Raw genomic sequence first — 14620 nt, 5'->3', positions numbered from 1 at the left:
CTCCTACGCCTCCCGGGGAACGCGAGCGGACAGGCGCGCCACCAGTTCACGTTCGTCGGCATCGACCAGTTCGTAGTCCCGCACGACCAGACGGCCGGCAACGACCACGTGTTTCGGGCGGCGCCCGGGATTCGCCCACAGCAGGCCGGCCACGGGATCCGCGACGCCGGCATCGGCGACTCCTGACACATCCCAAACGCAGAGATCCGCGGCGGATCCGGGGCGGAGGTTGCCGAGCTCCGGACGACCGAGTCCGGCGGCGGAGCCCGCCATCGCCATGGCGAGCACTTCTCGCGCCGCAATCGGCGGCCCGACGAGCGGCGCCACCTGCATCGCGAGCCGGGCGTCCACCAGCAGGTGTCCCGCGTCGTTGCTCCCGCCGCCGCTGGTTCCGAGGCCCACGACGATGCCGGCGGCCCTCAGCGCCGCGACCGGCGCGATCCCCCACCCCATCGGCAGGTCGCAGCCCGGCGCGTGGGTGGCCGTGATGCCGGATGCCGCGAGCCGCCGGATCTCTTCACCGGTCACGTCGCAGAGGTGCGCGAGTGTCACGTCCGACTCGAGCCAGCCCCAGTCCTCGAGCAGGTCGATCGGCCGTTTGCCGTACTTCTCCAGCGCGATCGCGACATCCACCTGCTCGTTGGCTTGAGTCCGCCGCCGCAGCCCGTGCCTTGCGGCGACCTGGGCGAGCAGCTCGAAAGTCTCCCGGCTGTCGCTGTGCACTCCGGCCGGACCGACGGCGAGCTGCAGCATCCCGTCGCCGGTGCGGGGGAGCAGCGCCTGCACGATGGCCTCGGCCGAGCTCGCGGCCTCCTGCGGATCGTCGCGCGCGGATCCCCGCACGAAGACCAGCCGGCCGCCGAGGGCTCGCGCGGCGTCCGCTGTCGCGGTGGCGATGGCCACCGAATCCGCGCCGCTCGGCCAGGTGAGGTGATGATCCGCGACCGTCGTGACGCCACAGAGCAACCCTTCGGCCACACCCACGGATGCCGCGACCGCGGCGAGATCGGCGTCCACACCCGCGCGGGTGTAGGCCGCTGCCATGGTGGGCAGCCAGTCCCGCATCGCCACGCCACGCGTGCCGGGGAGCGTGCGGAAGGCGGACTGCAGCAGGTGGTGGTGAGCGTTGACGAGACCCGGCGTGACCACGCATCCGCTCGCATCGAGGGTCTCGGCGTTCTGCGGCTCGTTGGCCGCTCTCTCATTTTCGGTCGCCGTCACTGCTCCGGTCGCCGTCACTCTTTCGGGCGCCGTCTCCTTTCCGTTCGCCATCTCTGACACCACGCCGTCCCGCATCACGAGCGTGCCCGTGAGTTCGGTCATTTCATCGACGACGATGCGGGTGGCGTTTGCGATTGTGAGCATGGTGATTTTCTAGCACCCGCGTGTGTCCGACGCGTGACACCGCCACCCTCGACCGTGGCTCTCTCGACTTGATCACGGGCTCGGCTGCTACACAGCAGGCTGTAACCGCCGCGTGATGAGCCTGTGCGATGCTGAAAGCATGTTCGAGATCGCGGATCGCCTGCTCGCCGCCGTCGCGGCAGGCAGCCGGCTCGCCGTCGCCACCGCGGTGTCCATCGACGGCAGCGCGCCGCGCACCGTCGGCACCTCGATGGCCTTCGACGGCGCCTCGGTGATCGGCAGTATCGCGGGCGGATGCGTCGAGGGCGCTGTCGTCGAGACCTGCGAGCTCGTTCTCTCCGACGGCATCCCGCGCACTGTCGAGTATGGGGTGAGCGACGAGTCCGCGTACTCGGTGGGGCTCACCTGCGGCGGACAGTTGCGCATCCATGTGCAGATTCTCGATGACGACCTGATCTCCGCGCTCGCGGCCCAGCGCGATCTCGACGTCTGCGCCGGATTCACTGAGCGCGCACCGGTCGAGCGCCACCTGATCGTGTTCGGGGCGATGGAGTTCTCGGCGGCCCTCTCGTCGGCGGCCCAGGTGCTCGGATATCGCGTGACCGTGTGCGACCCACGCTCCCTTTTCACGACTCCCGCCCGATTCCCGGGAGCCGAAATCGTCGTCTCGTGGCCGACCGTGTGGTTCGAGACGGCGGAAGTGGACGAGCGCACGGTGATCTGCGTTCTCAGCCACGACGCCCGGTTCGACGCCGAGCTCATCGCCCTCGCACTCGATTCGCCTGCCGCCTTCGTCGGTGCGATGGGGTCGCGCCGCACCCATGACCGTCGGGTCGCCTCCCTGCGCGAGCGCGGCGTCAGCGAGGAGGCGATTGCCCGGCTGCGATCACCGATCGGCCTCGACCTCGGCGCCAGCACCGTGGAGGAGACCGCGGTGGCGATCCTTGCGGAGGTCATTGCGTCCCGGTTCGCGGCATCCGCCCTGCCGCTGTCGACGACTGCCGGGGCCATCCATCCGGTGCCCGTCAGGGATGCGGCCGCCCTCGCTGTGCGCGCCGACTAGGTCGGATCGGCTCGCGACGGGCGGCTATTCGGCCGACCCGGCCAGGCGCCAGAGCCGTTCGCGCGACATCGGCAGCTCGTGCGGTCGCACGCCGAGGGCATCCCGGATCGCGTTGGCCAGCGCGGGCGCCACCGGGTTGTAGGGCGCTTCACTCATCGATTTCGCTCCGAGCGGCCCGAGCGCATCGAAGGTCTCGGCGAAGAACACCTCGGTAAGGGGGATGTCCGCGAACCGCGGCACGTGATAGTTGCGGAACGCTGTGGTGGTGACTCGCCCGGCGCCATCGAGACGCATCTCTTCGTAGAGCGCGGTACCGATGGCCTGCGCTGTGGCTCCCTCGATCTGTCCGCGCAGTTGCTCGGGGTTGAGAACCGTGCCGGCATCCGCCGCCTGCACGGACTGGAGGATGCGCACCTCGCCGGTGGCCGGATTCACGGCGACGCGGAAGCCGTGCACGTTGAACGCCACCGACCGGGGAGTGCCGTCGTGGCGGCCGGTCGCCGTGAGCGGACCCTCCGCGAGAAGCTCTGACGCGGGCACGACGCGCTCCCCGAAACGAACCCCGCCGTGCTCGACGACCCCCGCGGAGAGTGCGGTCATCGAATATGCCCGCTCGAGCATGAGCTGCTCCAGCGCCGATGCGGCGGCCAGGAGGGCCTTGCCCGCGACGACCACCCCGGCGGATCCGAAGGCTCCGGTGTCGTAGGTCACCACGTCCGTGTCCGACTGGCGGATGCGCACACGATCGACAGTCGTGCCGAGAGCGGATGCCACCAGCTGGGCATGCACGGTGGTGGTGCCGTTGCCGAACTCGACAGTGCCCACCCCGATCTCGATGTCGCCGGAGGGTTGCAGCGTGACCGTGGCATCCGCGTAGTGTCCGCGGGGAGGGAGGGACGCGATCATCGCGAGGGCCATGCCCGTGCCGATGCCCCAGCCGGGATCGGCCGTCGGCGGCGGGCCGGCGAGCGCCCCCTGCACCAGGTCGAGGCACTGGTCGAGCCCGTATGAGCCGTAGATGAGGTCGGTTTCGGCGTGCGGCTCGACGACCACCATGTCGTCCCCTGGCACGACGACGTTGCGCCGACGAAGCTCGAACGGATCCATTCCGAGCGTGCGCGCGAGCTCGTCCATCGCCGATTCGATGGCGAAGATCACCTGGCCGAGGCCGTAGCCGCGGAAGGCACCGGAGGGCAGGTTGTTCGTGTAGACCGACTCGGCATCCACCCGCTTGTTCGCGCAGCGGTACACACTGATCGACTCGTGGACGCTGTGGAACATCACGCCGATGCCGTGGTTGCCGTAGGCGCCGGTGTCCATGAGCTCGTCGATCGCCATGGCGGTGAGGGTGCCGTCGGCGGTCGCGGCGAGCGTCACCGACACCCGCATCGGATGCCGCGGAGCAGCGAGCGTGAACTCGTCCTCTCGGGTGAACTCGTATTGCACCGGCCGCCCGGTGTGCAGCACGGCGAGCGTGACGAGATCCTCGGTGAAGAGCTCCTGTTTGCCGCCGAAGCCACCGCCGACCCTGGCGGTGAATACCCGCAGCCGGTCGGGCGACAGGTCGAAGATGTGGCAGAGCTCGTCTCGCACCAGGTACGGCACCTGGGAGGAGGTGCGCAGCACCAACCGCCCGTCGGAGTCGAGCCAGCCGCGGGTCGCGTGGGTTTCGAGGGCGGCGTGGTTCACCCGCTGCGTGCGCCAGGTGCCGGTGGCGACGGCATCCGCTGCGGCGATCGCCGCGTCGACGTCGCCCATCTCCCCGTGCATCTGGGCGAGCACGTTCCGTTCGGGAGCCGACACGCGCTGCTCGGCTCCCTTTTCCGCGTGCAGCAGGGGAGCGCCGGGTTGGCGCGCGAGCTCCGGGTCGAAGACGCCGGCCAACACCTCGTACTCCACCTCGATGAGAGCAAGCGCGCGCTGGGCGATCGCGACGGTGTCGGCGACGACGGCGGCGACCCGCTGTCCGATGAACCGCAGCACCGGATCGAGCACGAGAGTGTCATCGGGATCGTCGGTGCGCATCTCGTGTCGCCCGGTCGAGAACAGCGTCGTGGGGGAGTCGCGGTGGGTGAGGACGGCGTGCACGCCATCGGCGGCGAGCGCCCGGGAGGTGTCGATGGAGAGGATGCGTGCGTGGGCGTGCGGGCTCTTCAGCACCGCGAGATGCAGCAGTCCGGTCGTGCGGAAGTCGAGGGTGAACTGCTCCTCGCCGGTGGCGATCCGCATTCCGGCCGGCGCTCGCACAGACTGTCCGGCGGCCTCGCCCGAGGCCGGAGTCTGGGTGTTCGAGGTGCCGCAGATGGCATCCCGGATCGACCGGTAGCCGGTGCAGCGGCAGATGTTGCCCTTGAGCAGGCGCGGCAGGTCGTCGAGGTCACTCTCATCGAAGGTCGATGCCGTCACGATCATGCCTGCGGTGCAGAATCCGCACTGGAATCCCGCTGCATCGACGAAGGACTGTTGCAGGGGATGGGGATGCTCCGGAGTTCCGAGACCCGCAACCGTCGTGATCTCCGCGCCTTCGAGGCGGTGGGCCGGGTAGAGGCACGAGTGGATCGGGTCGCCATCGAGCAGCACCGTGCAAGCGCCGCAGTCGCCGCTGTCGCAGCCCTTCTTCACGTCGAACTCATCCAGGTCGCGCAGCACCGTGCGCAACACCTGCCCGGCCGCCGGAGTCGCCTCGACCGGGGAACCGTTCACCGAGAACTTCATGCCAACTCCTGCCGCAGCTGCTCGGCGAATCGCCCGCTCATGGCGCGCCTCCAGTCGGGTGATCCGTGCGCGTCGTCGTACCAGCAGTCGATCGCGCTGAGGCGGTCCCGCAGCAGTGCAGCGGTCGGGGGCTCAGCGAACCTGAGCTGCACGGGATGCGAGGTGCCCCCGGTCACGGTGAACACCGTTTCACCGGCCGGTGCCCGCCGTGCGATCACGAGGGTTCCCGTGCGGCCGAGGTCGTTGAGGGCGATGCGACGGAATCCCGTGCGTGACTCGAGCGAGGTGAGGGGGATGGCGATCTCGCGCAACACCTCGCCGGGCACCAGCGCGGTCTTCATGACACCGGTGACGAGCTCGGCGACGGGCATCCGGCGCTCACCGCCCCCGGGCATCCAGATCACCGCTTCGGCATCGAGGCTCGCGGCGAGCGAGATCATCGGGCCGGCGGGGAGGGCGAGGGCGATGTTGCCCCCGACCGTCGCGACATTCCAGATCTTGAACGAGGCGAGAAAGGAGTTCGCGCACTGCCAGAACAGCGCGAGGGGATCGGAGGGCGAGTCGAGCCCGCGACCGGCACGGACCGGGTCGGTGCGCAGTTCGGGCGGGGTGAGTCGGGAGAGCTCGGCGACCGTGCAGGTCGCCGCGATCACGAGTGCAGAATCGGTGCGGGTCACCGGCGCCCAGCCGAGCCGGGTGATGTCGATGAGGCCGGTGAGGCCGGTCTCCAGAACGGAGAAGAGCCACGTTCCGCCGGCGAGGATCTTCTCGCTCGGCCCCACAGAGATATCCGCCCGGGTCGCAGGCACCCGGATCTCCTGCACGTCGATGAGGTCCATTGTCCCCTCAGTAAACCGCACCAATGTGACAGGTTTATGACAACGCCGCGGCGGTAGACACCCCGGTACAATTACCAGCCATGAGCAACAAGACCGCTGTCCATTTCGGAGCCGGCAACATCGGCCGCGGTTTCGTCGCCCAGTTCCTCCATGCGAGCGGCTACGAGGTGATCTTCGCCGACGTCAATGACGACATCATCGCGGAACTGCAGGCCGCGGACAGCTACCACGTGCACGAGGTGGGGGAGAACTCGAAGTCGAGCGTCGTCGACAATTTCCGGGCCATCAACAGCCGCACCCATGAGGCTGATGTCGTCGCCGCCATCGCCTCCGCCGAGGTGGTGACCACAGCAGTCGGTGCGCGCATCCTTCAGTTCATCGCCCCGGTGATCGCCAAGGGACTCGATTCCCGCCACAAGGATGCGCCCAAACTCACGGTCATCGCCTGCGAGAACGCGCTGGGCGGCACCGACATCCTCGCCGAACACGTGCGCAAGCACGCCCCAGCCCACAACGCCGTCTTCGCCAATTGTGCGATCGACCGCATCGTGCCAGAGCAGGACGGCGGGCTGGATGTCACGATCGAATCGTTCTTCGAGTGGGTCGTCGACCGCACCCCGTTCCGCGGCCGCGACGGTACCGGCACGACTCCCGACATCTACGGCATCACCTGGGTGGACGACCTCGCCCCCTACATCGAACGCAAGCTCTTCACCGTGAACACCGCTCACGCCGCCGCCGCCTATCACGGCATCGATCGGGGCTGGGTGTCCATCCGTGAGGCGCTCGCCACTCCAGAGTTGCAGGCCGAGGTGCGTGCCGCCCTGGCCGAGACCAAGGCGCTCATGGTGGCCAAGCACGAATTCGACGCCGACGAGCAGCAGGCGTACATCGAGAAGACTCTCGTGCGGATCTCCAACCCGCACCTTCCCGACACCTGCGAGCGGGTCGGGCGCAACCCGATGCGCAAGCTCAGCCGCAATGAACGGTTCATCGGGCCCGCGGCGGAGCTCGCCGAGCGCGGGATGCCCGCCTGGGACCTGCTCAATGCCGTCGGCGCCGCACTGCGTTTCGATGTGCCGGGGGACGAAGAGAGCGTGCAGCTGCAGGAGCTGCTCTCCAGCGGCCTTCCGGCCGACGAGCTCGCGGTGGCGATCACCGGCGTCGAGCCGGATCACCCCCTGTTCCCGCACCTCGTCGAGGTCATCCAACTTCGTCTGAATCGCTGAGCCCGTGGCGACCGAACCGGATGACGCAGGCCTCAGTTGGGGCGATGAGACGGACCCGACCCATGTCGACGCACCCCTCGTCGACGAACCCAGGGATGCCACCGAGCTCGACGAACCGGGAATGAGTTCGGCTCTGCTCGTGACACTGGGCGTCTTCGGCGGAATCTTCCTGCTCTTCACCGTCGGCTGGATCGTCGGCGTGCAGCGCAGCACCGTGCCATCCACGGGGCTGTTCTTCACCTTCATGTACCGGCTCGGGCAGATTCTCGCCGTCGTGGCACCGGCGGCCTGGTTCGTCGGCGTGCTCGTGCTCGCCCGTGAACGCCGATCCGGGGTGCGGATCCTCTGGCTCATGCTCGGCGTCGTGCTGCTCGCGCCGTGGCCCTTCATCCTCGGACTGGGAGCCTGATGACCGACCCGACCCCCGTCGACCCCGTGTCGCCTGCCCCGGAACCGGATGCCACGCCGGGCCGCGCGCGCATCGGCTGGCTCGGCCTCACCATCGCGATCCTGTTCGGCCTCTTCTATGTCTACGACCTCTTCGAGGCGATCTCGAACGTCGTGGGCGTGACCTCGCAGATCACCCTCTACAACGAGGCGCGGGCCGTCGTGAAGCTCGACCCGGTGCCGATCCCCTGGGGATGGCTCGTCATCGACGTGCTGCTGGCGCCGGTGGTGTTCGCCCTCGCCTTCATCATCGGGCGCCGCAAGACCGTGTTGCTCAAGGTGCTGCTGTTCGTGATCGGGCTCACCCTCGTTGCCGCGACGACCCTGTCGGTGGAAGCCCTCGCCTGATTCCGCCTCCCGCTAGCGGGGAACGGTCACGATCGAGACCAGGATTATCGCGATGAGAACCAGCTGGGCGATGTAGCGCGGCCAGAACGGAATGGCCGCCGCCCCGAATTTCTCCGGATGCTCCGACGCGAGGTGATTCGCGGGGAAGACCGCTACGAGGAACACCACGAGCATGATGCCGGCGAGGAATGTCGTCACCGGCACGAGCAACCCGATACCGCCTGCGATCTCGCAGACGCCCGTGAACCGCACGAGGGTCGTCCCGCTGATCAGGCCGCCCCGCGTGAAGTACTCCGGAATCATCGCGGCCATGCCCCGGGCCGGTCCCGGACGGAAGTGGTTGATGCCCATCCCTACGAAGACGATGGCCAGCAGGATGCGGAACACGAGCTGAACGATCTCGAAGGCGGTCATCCGTCCATTGTCCCAGCCGTCGGCTTCGCACAACTCCTGCAGGAGTCATGCAGACCGGCGACGGCGGGTCGGTTCGGCGCACGGCGTCACACGGCGGGGCGGGCCGCAGGCGGTGGGATAAAGTTCAAGGGCCGAAGCGTCCGTCGCGGCGCGGCATCTCCCCTTTCCCAAACGAAGGATCCGATTCGTGGCAAAGCCGATCGTTGTGATCGCTGAAGAGCTCTCTCCTGCTACCGTCGAGGCCCTCGGCCCCGATTTCGACGTTCGTTCCGTCGATGGCACCGACCGGCCGGCCCTGCTCGCCGCTCTCGCCGAGGCCAGCGCCGTGCTCATCCGCTCCGCCACCCAGGTGGATGCCGAGGCGATCGCCGCCGCGAAGCAGCTGAAGGTCGTGGCCCGCGCGGGCGTCGGACTCGACAACGTCGACATCAAGGCCGCCACCGAGGCGGGTGTCATGGTCGTCAACGCACCGACCTCGAACATCATCTCCGCCGCCGAGCTCACGGTCGGCCACATCCTGAGCCTCGCCCGGCACATCCCGGCGGCCCACGGTGCTCTCGCCGACGGCCAGTGGAAGCGCTCGAAGTACACCGGGGTCGAACTGTTCGAAAAGACCATCGGCATCATCGGACTCGGTCGCATCGGCGCCCTCATCACCGCGCGCATGCAGGCCTTCGGCACCAACATCGTGGCTTACGACCCCTACGTCACCGCCGCGCGCGCCCAGCAGCTCGGCGTCACCCTTCTCAGCCTCGACGAACTCCTCGCCCAGAGCGACTTCGTCACCATCCACATGCCGAAGACGCCGGAGACCACGGGCATGATCGGCGACGCGCAGTTCGCTCTCATGAAGGACACGGCGTTCATCGTCAATGTCGCCCGCGGCGGACTCATCGACGAGGATGCCCTCTATCGTGCCCTCACCGCGGGCACGATCGCCGGTGCCGGCCTCGACGTCTTCGTGCACGAACCGCCGGTGGGTTCTCCGCTGCTCGCGCTGCCGAACATCGTCGTCACCCCCCACCTCGGCGCCTCGACCGACGAGGCGCAGGAGAAGGCCGGGGTCTCGGTCGCGAAGTCGGTGCGGCTCGCCCTCTCGGGGGAGCTCGTGCCGGATGCCGTCAACGTGGCCGGTGGCGTCATCGACCCGACGGTGCGCCCGGGCATCCCGCTCATGGAGAAGCTCGGGCAGGTCTTCGCCGGCCTCGCCTCGAGCCCGATCACTGCCGTCGATGTCGAGATCCGGGGCGAGATCGTCGAATTCGACGTGAAGGTCTTGAAGCTCGCCGCTCTCAAGGGAATCTTCACCAATGTGGTGAGCGAATCCGTGAGCTACGTGAACGCGCCACTGCTCGCCGAGCAGCGTGGCATCACCGTGCGCCTGACGACGGATGCGGTGAGCGACGAGTATCGCAACCTGCTGACCATCCGGGGCACGCTCAGCGACGGCAGCCAGGTCTCCGTCTCGGGCACGCTCACCGGACCGAAGCAGACGCAAAAGATTGTCGAGATCAACGGGTACGACGTGGAGGTGCCCGTCGCCCAGCATCTCATCGTGATGGTCTACACCGACCGCCCGGGGATCGTGGCCGTCTACGGCAAGGAATTCGGAGAGGCGGGCATCAATATCGCGGGCATGCAGATCAGCCGTCGCGAGGCGGGCGGCCAGGCGTTGAGCGTGCTCACCGTCGACTCTCCGGCGCCAGAGGGACTGCTCGAGACGGTGCGCGTCGCCATCCAGGCCGACCTGCTCTGCGAGATCGACATCACCGACTAGGTTCTCCGGCAGCGCGAGCGGGCCGGATTCGGGCGGGGTCCGCGCAGAACGCAGCCCACCCCGAACACCGCACCCGGAGTATGGTGCGAGCAACGAATCCGCTCACCGGTGTCGATTTCGGCGAGGCTCGTTCGTCGTAGGGGAAAGGGCCAGCCGCTGTGGAGGTCGGTCCGCCAACACAAGGGAGCGATCATGTCCGGTAAATACCTCATTCTCATCATCGAACCGACCTGGGATCCGAACGACGTTCCGGAGGGCGGCATGGAAGAAGCCAGTCGCGCGCACGGGGCGTTCTCTGCCGCGGTCGCCGCGGCCGGAGCCAAGATCCTCGGCGGAGAGGCCCTCCAGGGTGCGACGTCATCGGTCGGAATCGTGCCGGCAACAGACGGGAAGCCCGCAGTCTTCACGAATGGGCCCCTCGCCGAGACCACCGAGGTCGTCAGCGGCTACTACGTGATCGAGACCGAGACGCTCGAGGAGGCCAAGCAACTCGCTGCACTCTGTCCGACCGGTGACAGGCTCGAGCTGCATCCCATCTGGGACATGGCCGGAATGTAGACCGACCGACAGGCGGAGGTGCTACACCGGAATGGACGCATGAATTCCACTCTCGAGACGGCCTTCGCCGAAGAATGGCCCCGCGTCGTCGGGGCCATTCTTCGCGCCTCCGGGAGCGTGGATGTCGCGGAGGAGAGCGCCCAGGAGGCCTTCGCCCGCGCGGCCGATCGCATCGCGGCGGGGGAGCACATCCAGAACGTCGGTGCGTGGGTCACCACTACGGCGCGCCATGTCGCGGTCGACATCCTGCGTCGGGAGGCGGTCTTCCGTCAGAAACTACCGCTGCTCGCCGAGCCGGAGATCCGCGAGGATGAGGTCGAGGAGCAAGACGATCGGCTCGGGCTGGTCTACGTCGCGTGCGATCCACTGCTCTCGCCCGAGCAGCAGGTCGCCCTCGCCCTTCGCATCGTCTGCGGCGTGCCTACTTCCGACATCGCCGACTTCTTCGGCACCTCCCCGGCCACCATCGCGGCGCGACTCACCCGCGCGAAGCAGGTGATCGGCCGCTCCGGCGAGAGATTCGCCTGGCCGAGCGCGGCAGCCCGGGCGGAGCGCCTCGGGGTCGCGCTCACCACCGTCTACGGGGTCTACACGCTCGGGCACACGGCCGTGGCCGGAGGCGGCCTCATGGATCCCCGACTCTCCGCGCTCGCTCTGCTTTTGGCCCGCTCGATCGTCGCGGAATACCCCGCGGACTCCGAATCCCTGGGGCTGCTCGCCCTGATCGAGCTGGGCGAGGCGCGCGGCGTCGCACGCACCACCGCGGATGGGATGCCGCTCACCCTCGCGGAGGTCGACCGGTCCGCCTGGGGGCGGCAGCGGATCCGGCGCGGGCTCGACCTCGCCGCGCGGGCGCTCCCGGGAGGAGGGCGGTTCGCCTTGCAGGCGGGCATCGCCGGGTTGCACAGTTCCGCAGAGACCTGGGAGCAGACGGACTGGGCCGCGATCTCGACCCTCTATTTCGGCCTGGCGCGGGTGTGGCCGGCTCCGGTCGTCACCCTCGGGGCCATCATTGCGCGCAGCCATCTGGGGGCATCCGAACTCGACAGCGCCGCTGAGGAGCTGCGGCAGCTCGTCGGGCGGCGGAGCGAGGAGTTCGACCGGCGCGTCTTCGCTGCCCTCGTCGATGTCGAAGAACGGCGGGGAGCGCGCGATGCGGCCAGAGAGGCACTGCTGCGGGCATCCCTGGGCGAGAAGAACAAGGCGGTGTTGCGATATTACGCACGGGTGGCCGAGCGGCTCGGCGCGTAGATGGTCAACTCGATGCGTTGAATCGAACGCTCGCGTCGAGCCCGCCTCCGGGGCGATCGTCCAGGTGCACGGTGGCTCCGCTCGCCGAGGCCAGTTGGGCCACGATCGCGAGGCCCAGACCATTGCCCGCGCCGTCGGGTCGTCCCCGCCAGAACCGCTCGAAGGCCTGCGCGCGCTCTTCCGGCGGCATTCCCGGACCCTGGTCGAGCACGTGAAGCGCGACCGAACCGTCACTCTCTTGCGTCTGCACCACGATCGTGCTGCCGGAGGGGCTGTGGGTCAGGGCATTGTCGAGATAGTTGTCGATGATCTGGTCGGCGGCTGTCGCCACCGCGGAGATCGAGGCCGACGGCGGCCCACGGAATTCCAGGGCGACTCCGGATTCCTGCGCGAGCGGCAGCCAGTGGTCCACTCTCGCCCGGGCGATCGCCGCGAGATCGACGGTCTCGAGAGGCGCCGAACTGGACTCGGTGCGGCTCAGCAGCAGCAGCCCCTCGATGATCTCGCCGAGCCGTTCCGCTTCGGCCTCCGCCGTCAGCATCCGGTCGGCCGCGCCGGCGGGATCGGTGTCGATCAGCACCCGCGCGGACTCGAGGCGCAGCCGGAGGGCGGTGAGCGGGGTCCGCAGCTGGTGGGATGCATTGGAGGCGAAGGTGCGTTGCTGTTCGAGCAGCGCATCCAACCGTTCCGCCATGATGTTGAAGGAGCGTGACAGCGATCGAAGCTCGGGGGCGCCAGTGCGATCATCCGCCCGCACGTGCAGCCGGCCCTCGGCGAGGTGCCCGGTCGTCTCCTCGAGCTTCTCCAGGGTGCGCGTGATCGTGGTGGAGAGCACGAGTCCCACGATGCCGGCGAGCAGCACAGTCGTCAGGGCGACGAGCCACAGAGTGAGCAGACGCTGGTTCAGGGTATCCGTCACGACCTGGGCCGGATAGGTGAGGCGCACCGCACCGAAGATCCTCGCGCCGCTGAGTACGGGCACCGTCACGTAGAGCAGCTGCTCGTCGAGGGTGTCGGAGAACCGCTCACCCGTCGCGATCTGCCCGGTCAGCGCCTTGGCGATCTCGGGCCGGGACAGGTAGGAGCTGCCGACCGACGCGCTGTCGTCGTCGCTGGTGACCAGGGCGGTGCCCGACGAATCGACGATCACGACCCGGGAGCCTCCCGCGGCTCGATACTGTCGCGCGAGCTCAGCGATGACGGCATGGTCGGTGTCGGTCGCGGACTCGAGGGACTCCTCGCTTCGCCCGGCGAGGATGAACGCGTCCCGTTCGAGGGAGGTGATGATGCGATCCCGCTCGACCACCCGCAGCTGCGCGCTGAGGGGGATGTCCTGAACGAGCACGACGATGAGGGCGACGATCATGAGGATCGCGGTGAAGCGCCACTTCACGCCGGCACGCCGAACCGAAAACCGACTCCCCGCACCGACTCGATCCAGCGCGGATCGCCCAGCTTCTTGCGAATCGACGCGATGTGGGTGTCGAGCGTCTTGGTGGTGCCATACCAGTTGGTGTCCCAGACCGTGTGCAGAATCTCGGATCGCCGGAAGACCGCCCCCGGATCCTGCGACAGGTAGGCCAGAAGCTCGAATTCCTTCGGGGTGAGGTAGACCTCCTCGTTCCCGACCGTCACCTTCTGTGCCCGGAGGTCGACCGACAGGGGACCGAAGTTCTTCGTCTGGGATGCAGCCGTCGGGGGTGCGGCCTCCGCGGCGCCCGTGCGCCGAAGCACCGCACGCATCCTCGCGACGAGCTCGCGCATGCCGAAGGGCTTGACGACGAAGTCATCCGCTCCCATCTCCAGAACGACGACGCGATCGATCTCGTCACTGCGCGCGCTCACCACGATGATCGGGGTGAGGTTTTCACGTCGGATGGCGCGGCACACATCCGTGCCGTCCATGTCGGGCAGACCGAGATCGAGCAGGATCAGGTCGGGGGCGAAGGCGCCGAGCGCCGAAAGACAGTCTGCGCCGGTCGCGACGAGCCGGGATTCGATGTTGGCGATGGTGAGGCCGTCTACGATCCCGCCCGCGACGGCGGCATCATCCTCGACCACCAGTACCCGCATGGCCCAATTCTGGACCCCACCGTGGGAACTGGCGTGGATGTCGCGTCGAGTAGTTCAATCTTTGACAGTTCTTGGATTTCCGCGGGTCGAACGTGTAGTGATCGATTCCTAGTCTGAAGACATGAAATCTCCCGCAATTACGATCCTCACGGTTATCGCGGTGCTCGGCACCGCCGGAGCGGCGATGGCGGTCAATTCCGGCACGCTTTCGCTCGTCTCCTCCTCGACTCCCACGGATGCGACTTCCGTGCTCATCCCCACCCCGACTCCGAGCGCAACGCCGGCCACGGCGCCGACCTCTACTCCGGCACCTGAAGCCGGGGATGATTCGGCCGAGGCCGCCGAGCCGGCTCACGCGGCAACGAAGCCCGGCCCTGTGACCCAGACGCCTCCCGCCGAGACCCACGAGTCCGAGACCCACGAGTCCGAAACTCGCCCGTCATCCTCGACGACCCCCACCCCCAGCCCCACCCGGACGCACGAACCCGAGGGTGACGACTCGCACGATGGCGGATCGGGGCACCAGGATGACTAGTCCCAT

General features: G+C 68.2%; 14 protein-coding genes. 8 read left to right on the top strand and 6 right to left on the bottom strand.

What is annotated here, in order from left to right:
* Nucleotides 1-3 precede the first annotated feature (3 nt).
* Entirely contained in the window at nt 4-1365 is a 1362-nt protein-coding gene (locus VLI63_RS15605; RefSeq protein WP_409157784.1) for an amidohydrolase family protein, read from the bottom strand.
* A 139-nt stretch (nt 1366-1504) separates the two neighbouring features.
* Here VLI63_RS15605 and VLI63_RS15600 point away from each other — a divergent pair, with 139 nt between their 5' ends.
* Complete coding sequence (locus VLI63_RS15600) at nt 1505-2428, top strand: XdhC family protein (protein ID WP_409157783.1); 924 nt, start codon at nt 1505-1507, stop codon at nt 2426-2428.
* 24 nt (nt 2429-2452) lie between these two features.
* On the opposite strand, the gene VLI63_RS15595 is transcribed toward VLI63_RS15600, so the two are convergent.
* Both VLI63_RS15595 and VLI63_RS15590 read right to left on the bottom strand, forming a co-directional pair.
* Nucleotides 2453-5143 (bottom strand): molybdopterin-dependent oxidoreductase, encoded by a 2691-nt coding sequence (locus VLI63_RS15595; RefSeq protein ID WP_409157782.1) that lies wholly within the window; start codon nt 5141-5143, stop codon nt 2453-2455.
* On the bottom strand, nt 5140-5982 hold the full coding sequence (locus VLI63_RS15590) for an FAD binding domain-containing protein (RefSeq protein ID WP_409157781.1): 843 nt from the start codon (nt 5980-5982) through the stop codon (nt 5140-5142). The genes VLI63_RS15595 and VLI63_RS15590 overlap by 4 nt, the downstream gene beginning before the upstream one ends.
* Before the next feature lie 80 nt (nt 5983-6062).
* Here VLI63_RS15590 and VLI63_RS15585 point away from each other — a divergent pair, with 80 nt between their 5' ends.
* Genes VLI63_RS15585 through VLI63_RS15575 form a run of 3 tightly spaced genes read left to right on the top strand, consistent with a single transcriptional unit; the run spans nt 6063 to nt 8006 of the window.
* The gene (locus VLI63_RS15585) at nt 6063-7211 is read left to right on the top strand and encodes a mannitol-1-phosphate 5-dehydrogenase (RefSeq protein ID WP_409157780.1); all 1149 of its coding nucleotides are present in this window, start codon (nt 6063-6065) and stop codon (nt 7209-7211) included.
* A gap of 4 nt (nt 7212-7215) precedes the next feature.
* Nucleotides 7216-7620, top strand: coding sequence for a hypothetical protein (locus VLI63_RS15580; RefSeq protein WP_409157779.1), 405 nt, complete (start codon nt 7216-7218; stop codon nt 7618-7620).
* Entirely contained in the window at nt 7620-8006 is a 387-nt protein-coding gene (locus VLI63_RS15575; protein ID WP_409157778.1) for a hypothetical protein, read from the top strand. The genes VLI63_RS15580 and VLI63_RS15575 overlap by 1 nt, the downstream gene beginning before the upstream one ends.
* A gap of 12 nt (nt 8007-8018) precedes the next feature.
* Here VLI63_RS15575 and VLI63_RS15570 read toward each other — a convergent pair whose 3' ends face one another.
* Nucleotides 8019-8420, bottom strand: coding sequence for a DoxX family membrane protein (locus VLI63_RS15570; protein WP_409157777.1), 402 nt, complete (start codon nt 8418-8420; stop codon nt 8019-8021).
* A 187-nt stretch (nt 8421-8607) separates the two neighbouring features.
* Here VLI63_RS15570 and serA point away from each other — a divergent pair, with 187 nt between their 5' ends.
* From serA to VLI63_RS15555, 3 genes are all read left to right on the top strand, one after another.
* Nucleotides 8608-10197 (top strand): phosphoglycerate dehydrogenase, encoded by a 1590-nt coding sequence (gene serA, locus VLI63_RS15565; RefSeq protein WP_409157776.1) that lies wholly within the window; start codon nt 8608-8610, stop codon nt 10195-10197.
* 192 nt (nt 10198-10389) lie between these two features.
* Complete coding sequence (locus tag VLI63_RS15560; RefSeq protein WP_409157775.1) at nt 10390-10755, top strand: YciI family protein; 366 nt, start codon at nt 10390-10392, stop codon at nt 10753-10755.
* Nucleotides 10756-10794: 39 nt separating this feature from the next.
* Complete coding sequence (locus tag VLI63_RS15555; protein ID WP_409157774.1) at nt 10795-12006, top strand: RNA polymerase sigma factor; 1212 nt, start codon at nt 10795-10797, stop codon at nt 12004-12006.
* A 4-nt stretch (nt 12007-12010) separates the two neighbouring features.
* On the opposite strand, the gene VLI63_RS15550 is transcribed toward VLI63_RS15555, so the two are convergent.
* Nucleotides 12011-13399 (bottom strand): ATP-binding protein, encoded by a 1389-nt coding sequence (locus tag VLI63_RS15550; protein WP_409157773.1) that lies wholly within the window; start codon nt 13397-13399, stop codon nt 12011-12013.
* Nucleotides 13396-14079: a response regulator transcription factor gene (locus VLI63_RS15545; RefSeq protein WP_409157772.1), complete on the bottom strand. Its 684-nt coding sequence runs from the start codon at nt 14077-14079 to the stop codon at nt 13396-13398. The genes VLI63_RS15550 and VLI63_RS15545 overlap by 4 nt, the downstream gene beginning before the upstream one ends.
* Nucleotides 14080-14200: 121 nt before the next feature.
* Between VLI63_RS15545 and VLI63_RS15540 the strand changes: the two genes are divergently transcribed.
* A complete protein-coding gene (locus VLI63_RS15540; protein ID WP_409157771.1) occupies nt 14201-14614 on the top strand; it encodes a hypothetical protein in 414 nt (137 codons plus the stop codon).
* The last annotated feature ends 6 nt before the right edge of the window (nt 14615-14620 follow it).

This window comes from Lacisediminihabitans sp. H27-G8 (genome assembly GCF_046156175.1).
Taxonomy (GTDB): Bacteria; Actinomycetota; Actinomycetes; order Actinomycetales; family Microbacteriaceae; genus Lacisediminihabitans.
Note: the sequence above shows the minus strand (reverse complement) of the source record. Positions and strands in the feature narration are given on the sequence as shown.

Coding starts and splice junctions, on each gene's coding strand:
- VLI63_RS15585 (WP_409157780.1), top strand. CDS start 6,063: ATGAGCAACAAGACCGCTGTCCATTTCGGAGCCGGCAACATCGGCCGC.
- VLI63_RS15545 (WP_409157772.1), bottom strand. CDS start 14,079: ATGCGGGTACTGGTGGTCGAGGATGATGCCGCCGTCGCGGGCGGGATC.
- VLI63_RS15575 (WP_409157778.1), top strand. CDS start 7,620: ATGACCGACCCGACCCCCGTCGACCCCGTGTCGCCTGCCCCGGAACCG.
- VLI63_RS15605 (WP_409157784.1), bottom strand. CDS start 1,365: ATGCTCACAATCGCAAACGCCACCCGCATCGTCGTCGATGAAATGACC.
- VLI63_RS15570 (WP_409157777.1), bottom strand. CDS start 8,420: ATGACCGCCTTCGAGATCGTTCAGCTCGTGTTCCGCATCCTGCTGGCC.
- VLI63_RS15540 (WP_409157771.1), top strand. CDS start 14,201: ATGAAATCTCCCGCAATTACGATCCTCACGGTTATCGCGGTGCTCGGC.
- VLI63_RS15560 (WP_409157775.1), top strand. CDS start 10,390: ATGTCCGGTAAATACCTCATTCTCATCATCGAACCGACCTGGGATCCG.
- VLI63_RS15590 (WP_409157781.1), bottom strand. CDS start 5,982: ATGGACCTCATCGACGTGCAGGAGATCCGGGTGCCTGCGACCCGGGCG.
- VLI63_RS15600 (WP_409157783.1), top strand. CDS start 1,505: ATGTTCGAGATCGCGGATCGCCTGCTCGCCGCCGTCGCGGCAGGCAGC.
- VLI63_RS15555 (WP_409157774.1), top strand. CDS start 10,795: ATGAATTCCACTCTCGAGACGGCCTTCGCCGAAGAATGGCCCCGCGTC.
- VLI63_RS15595 (WP_409157782.1), bottom strand. CDS start 5,143: ATGAAGTTCTCGGTGAACGGTTCCCCGGTCGAGGCGACTCCGGCGGCC.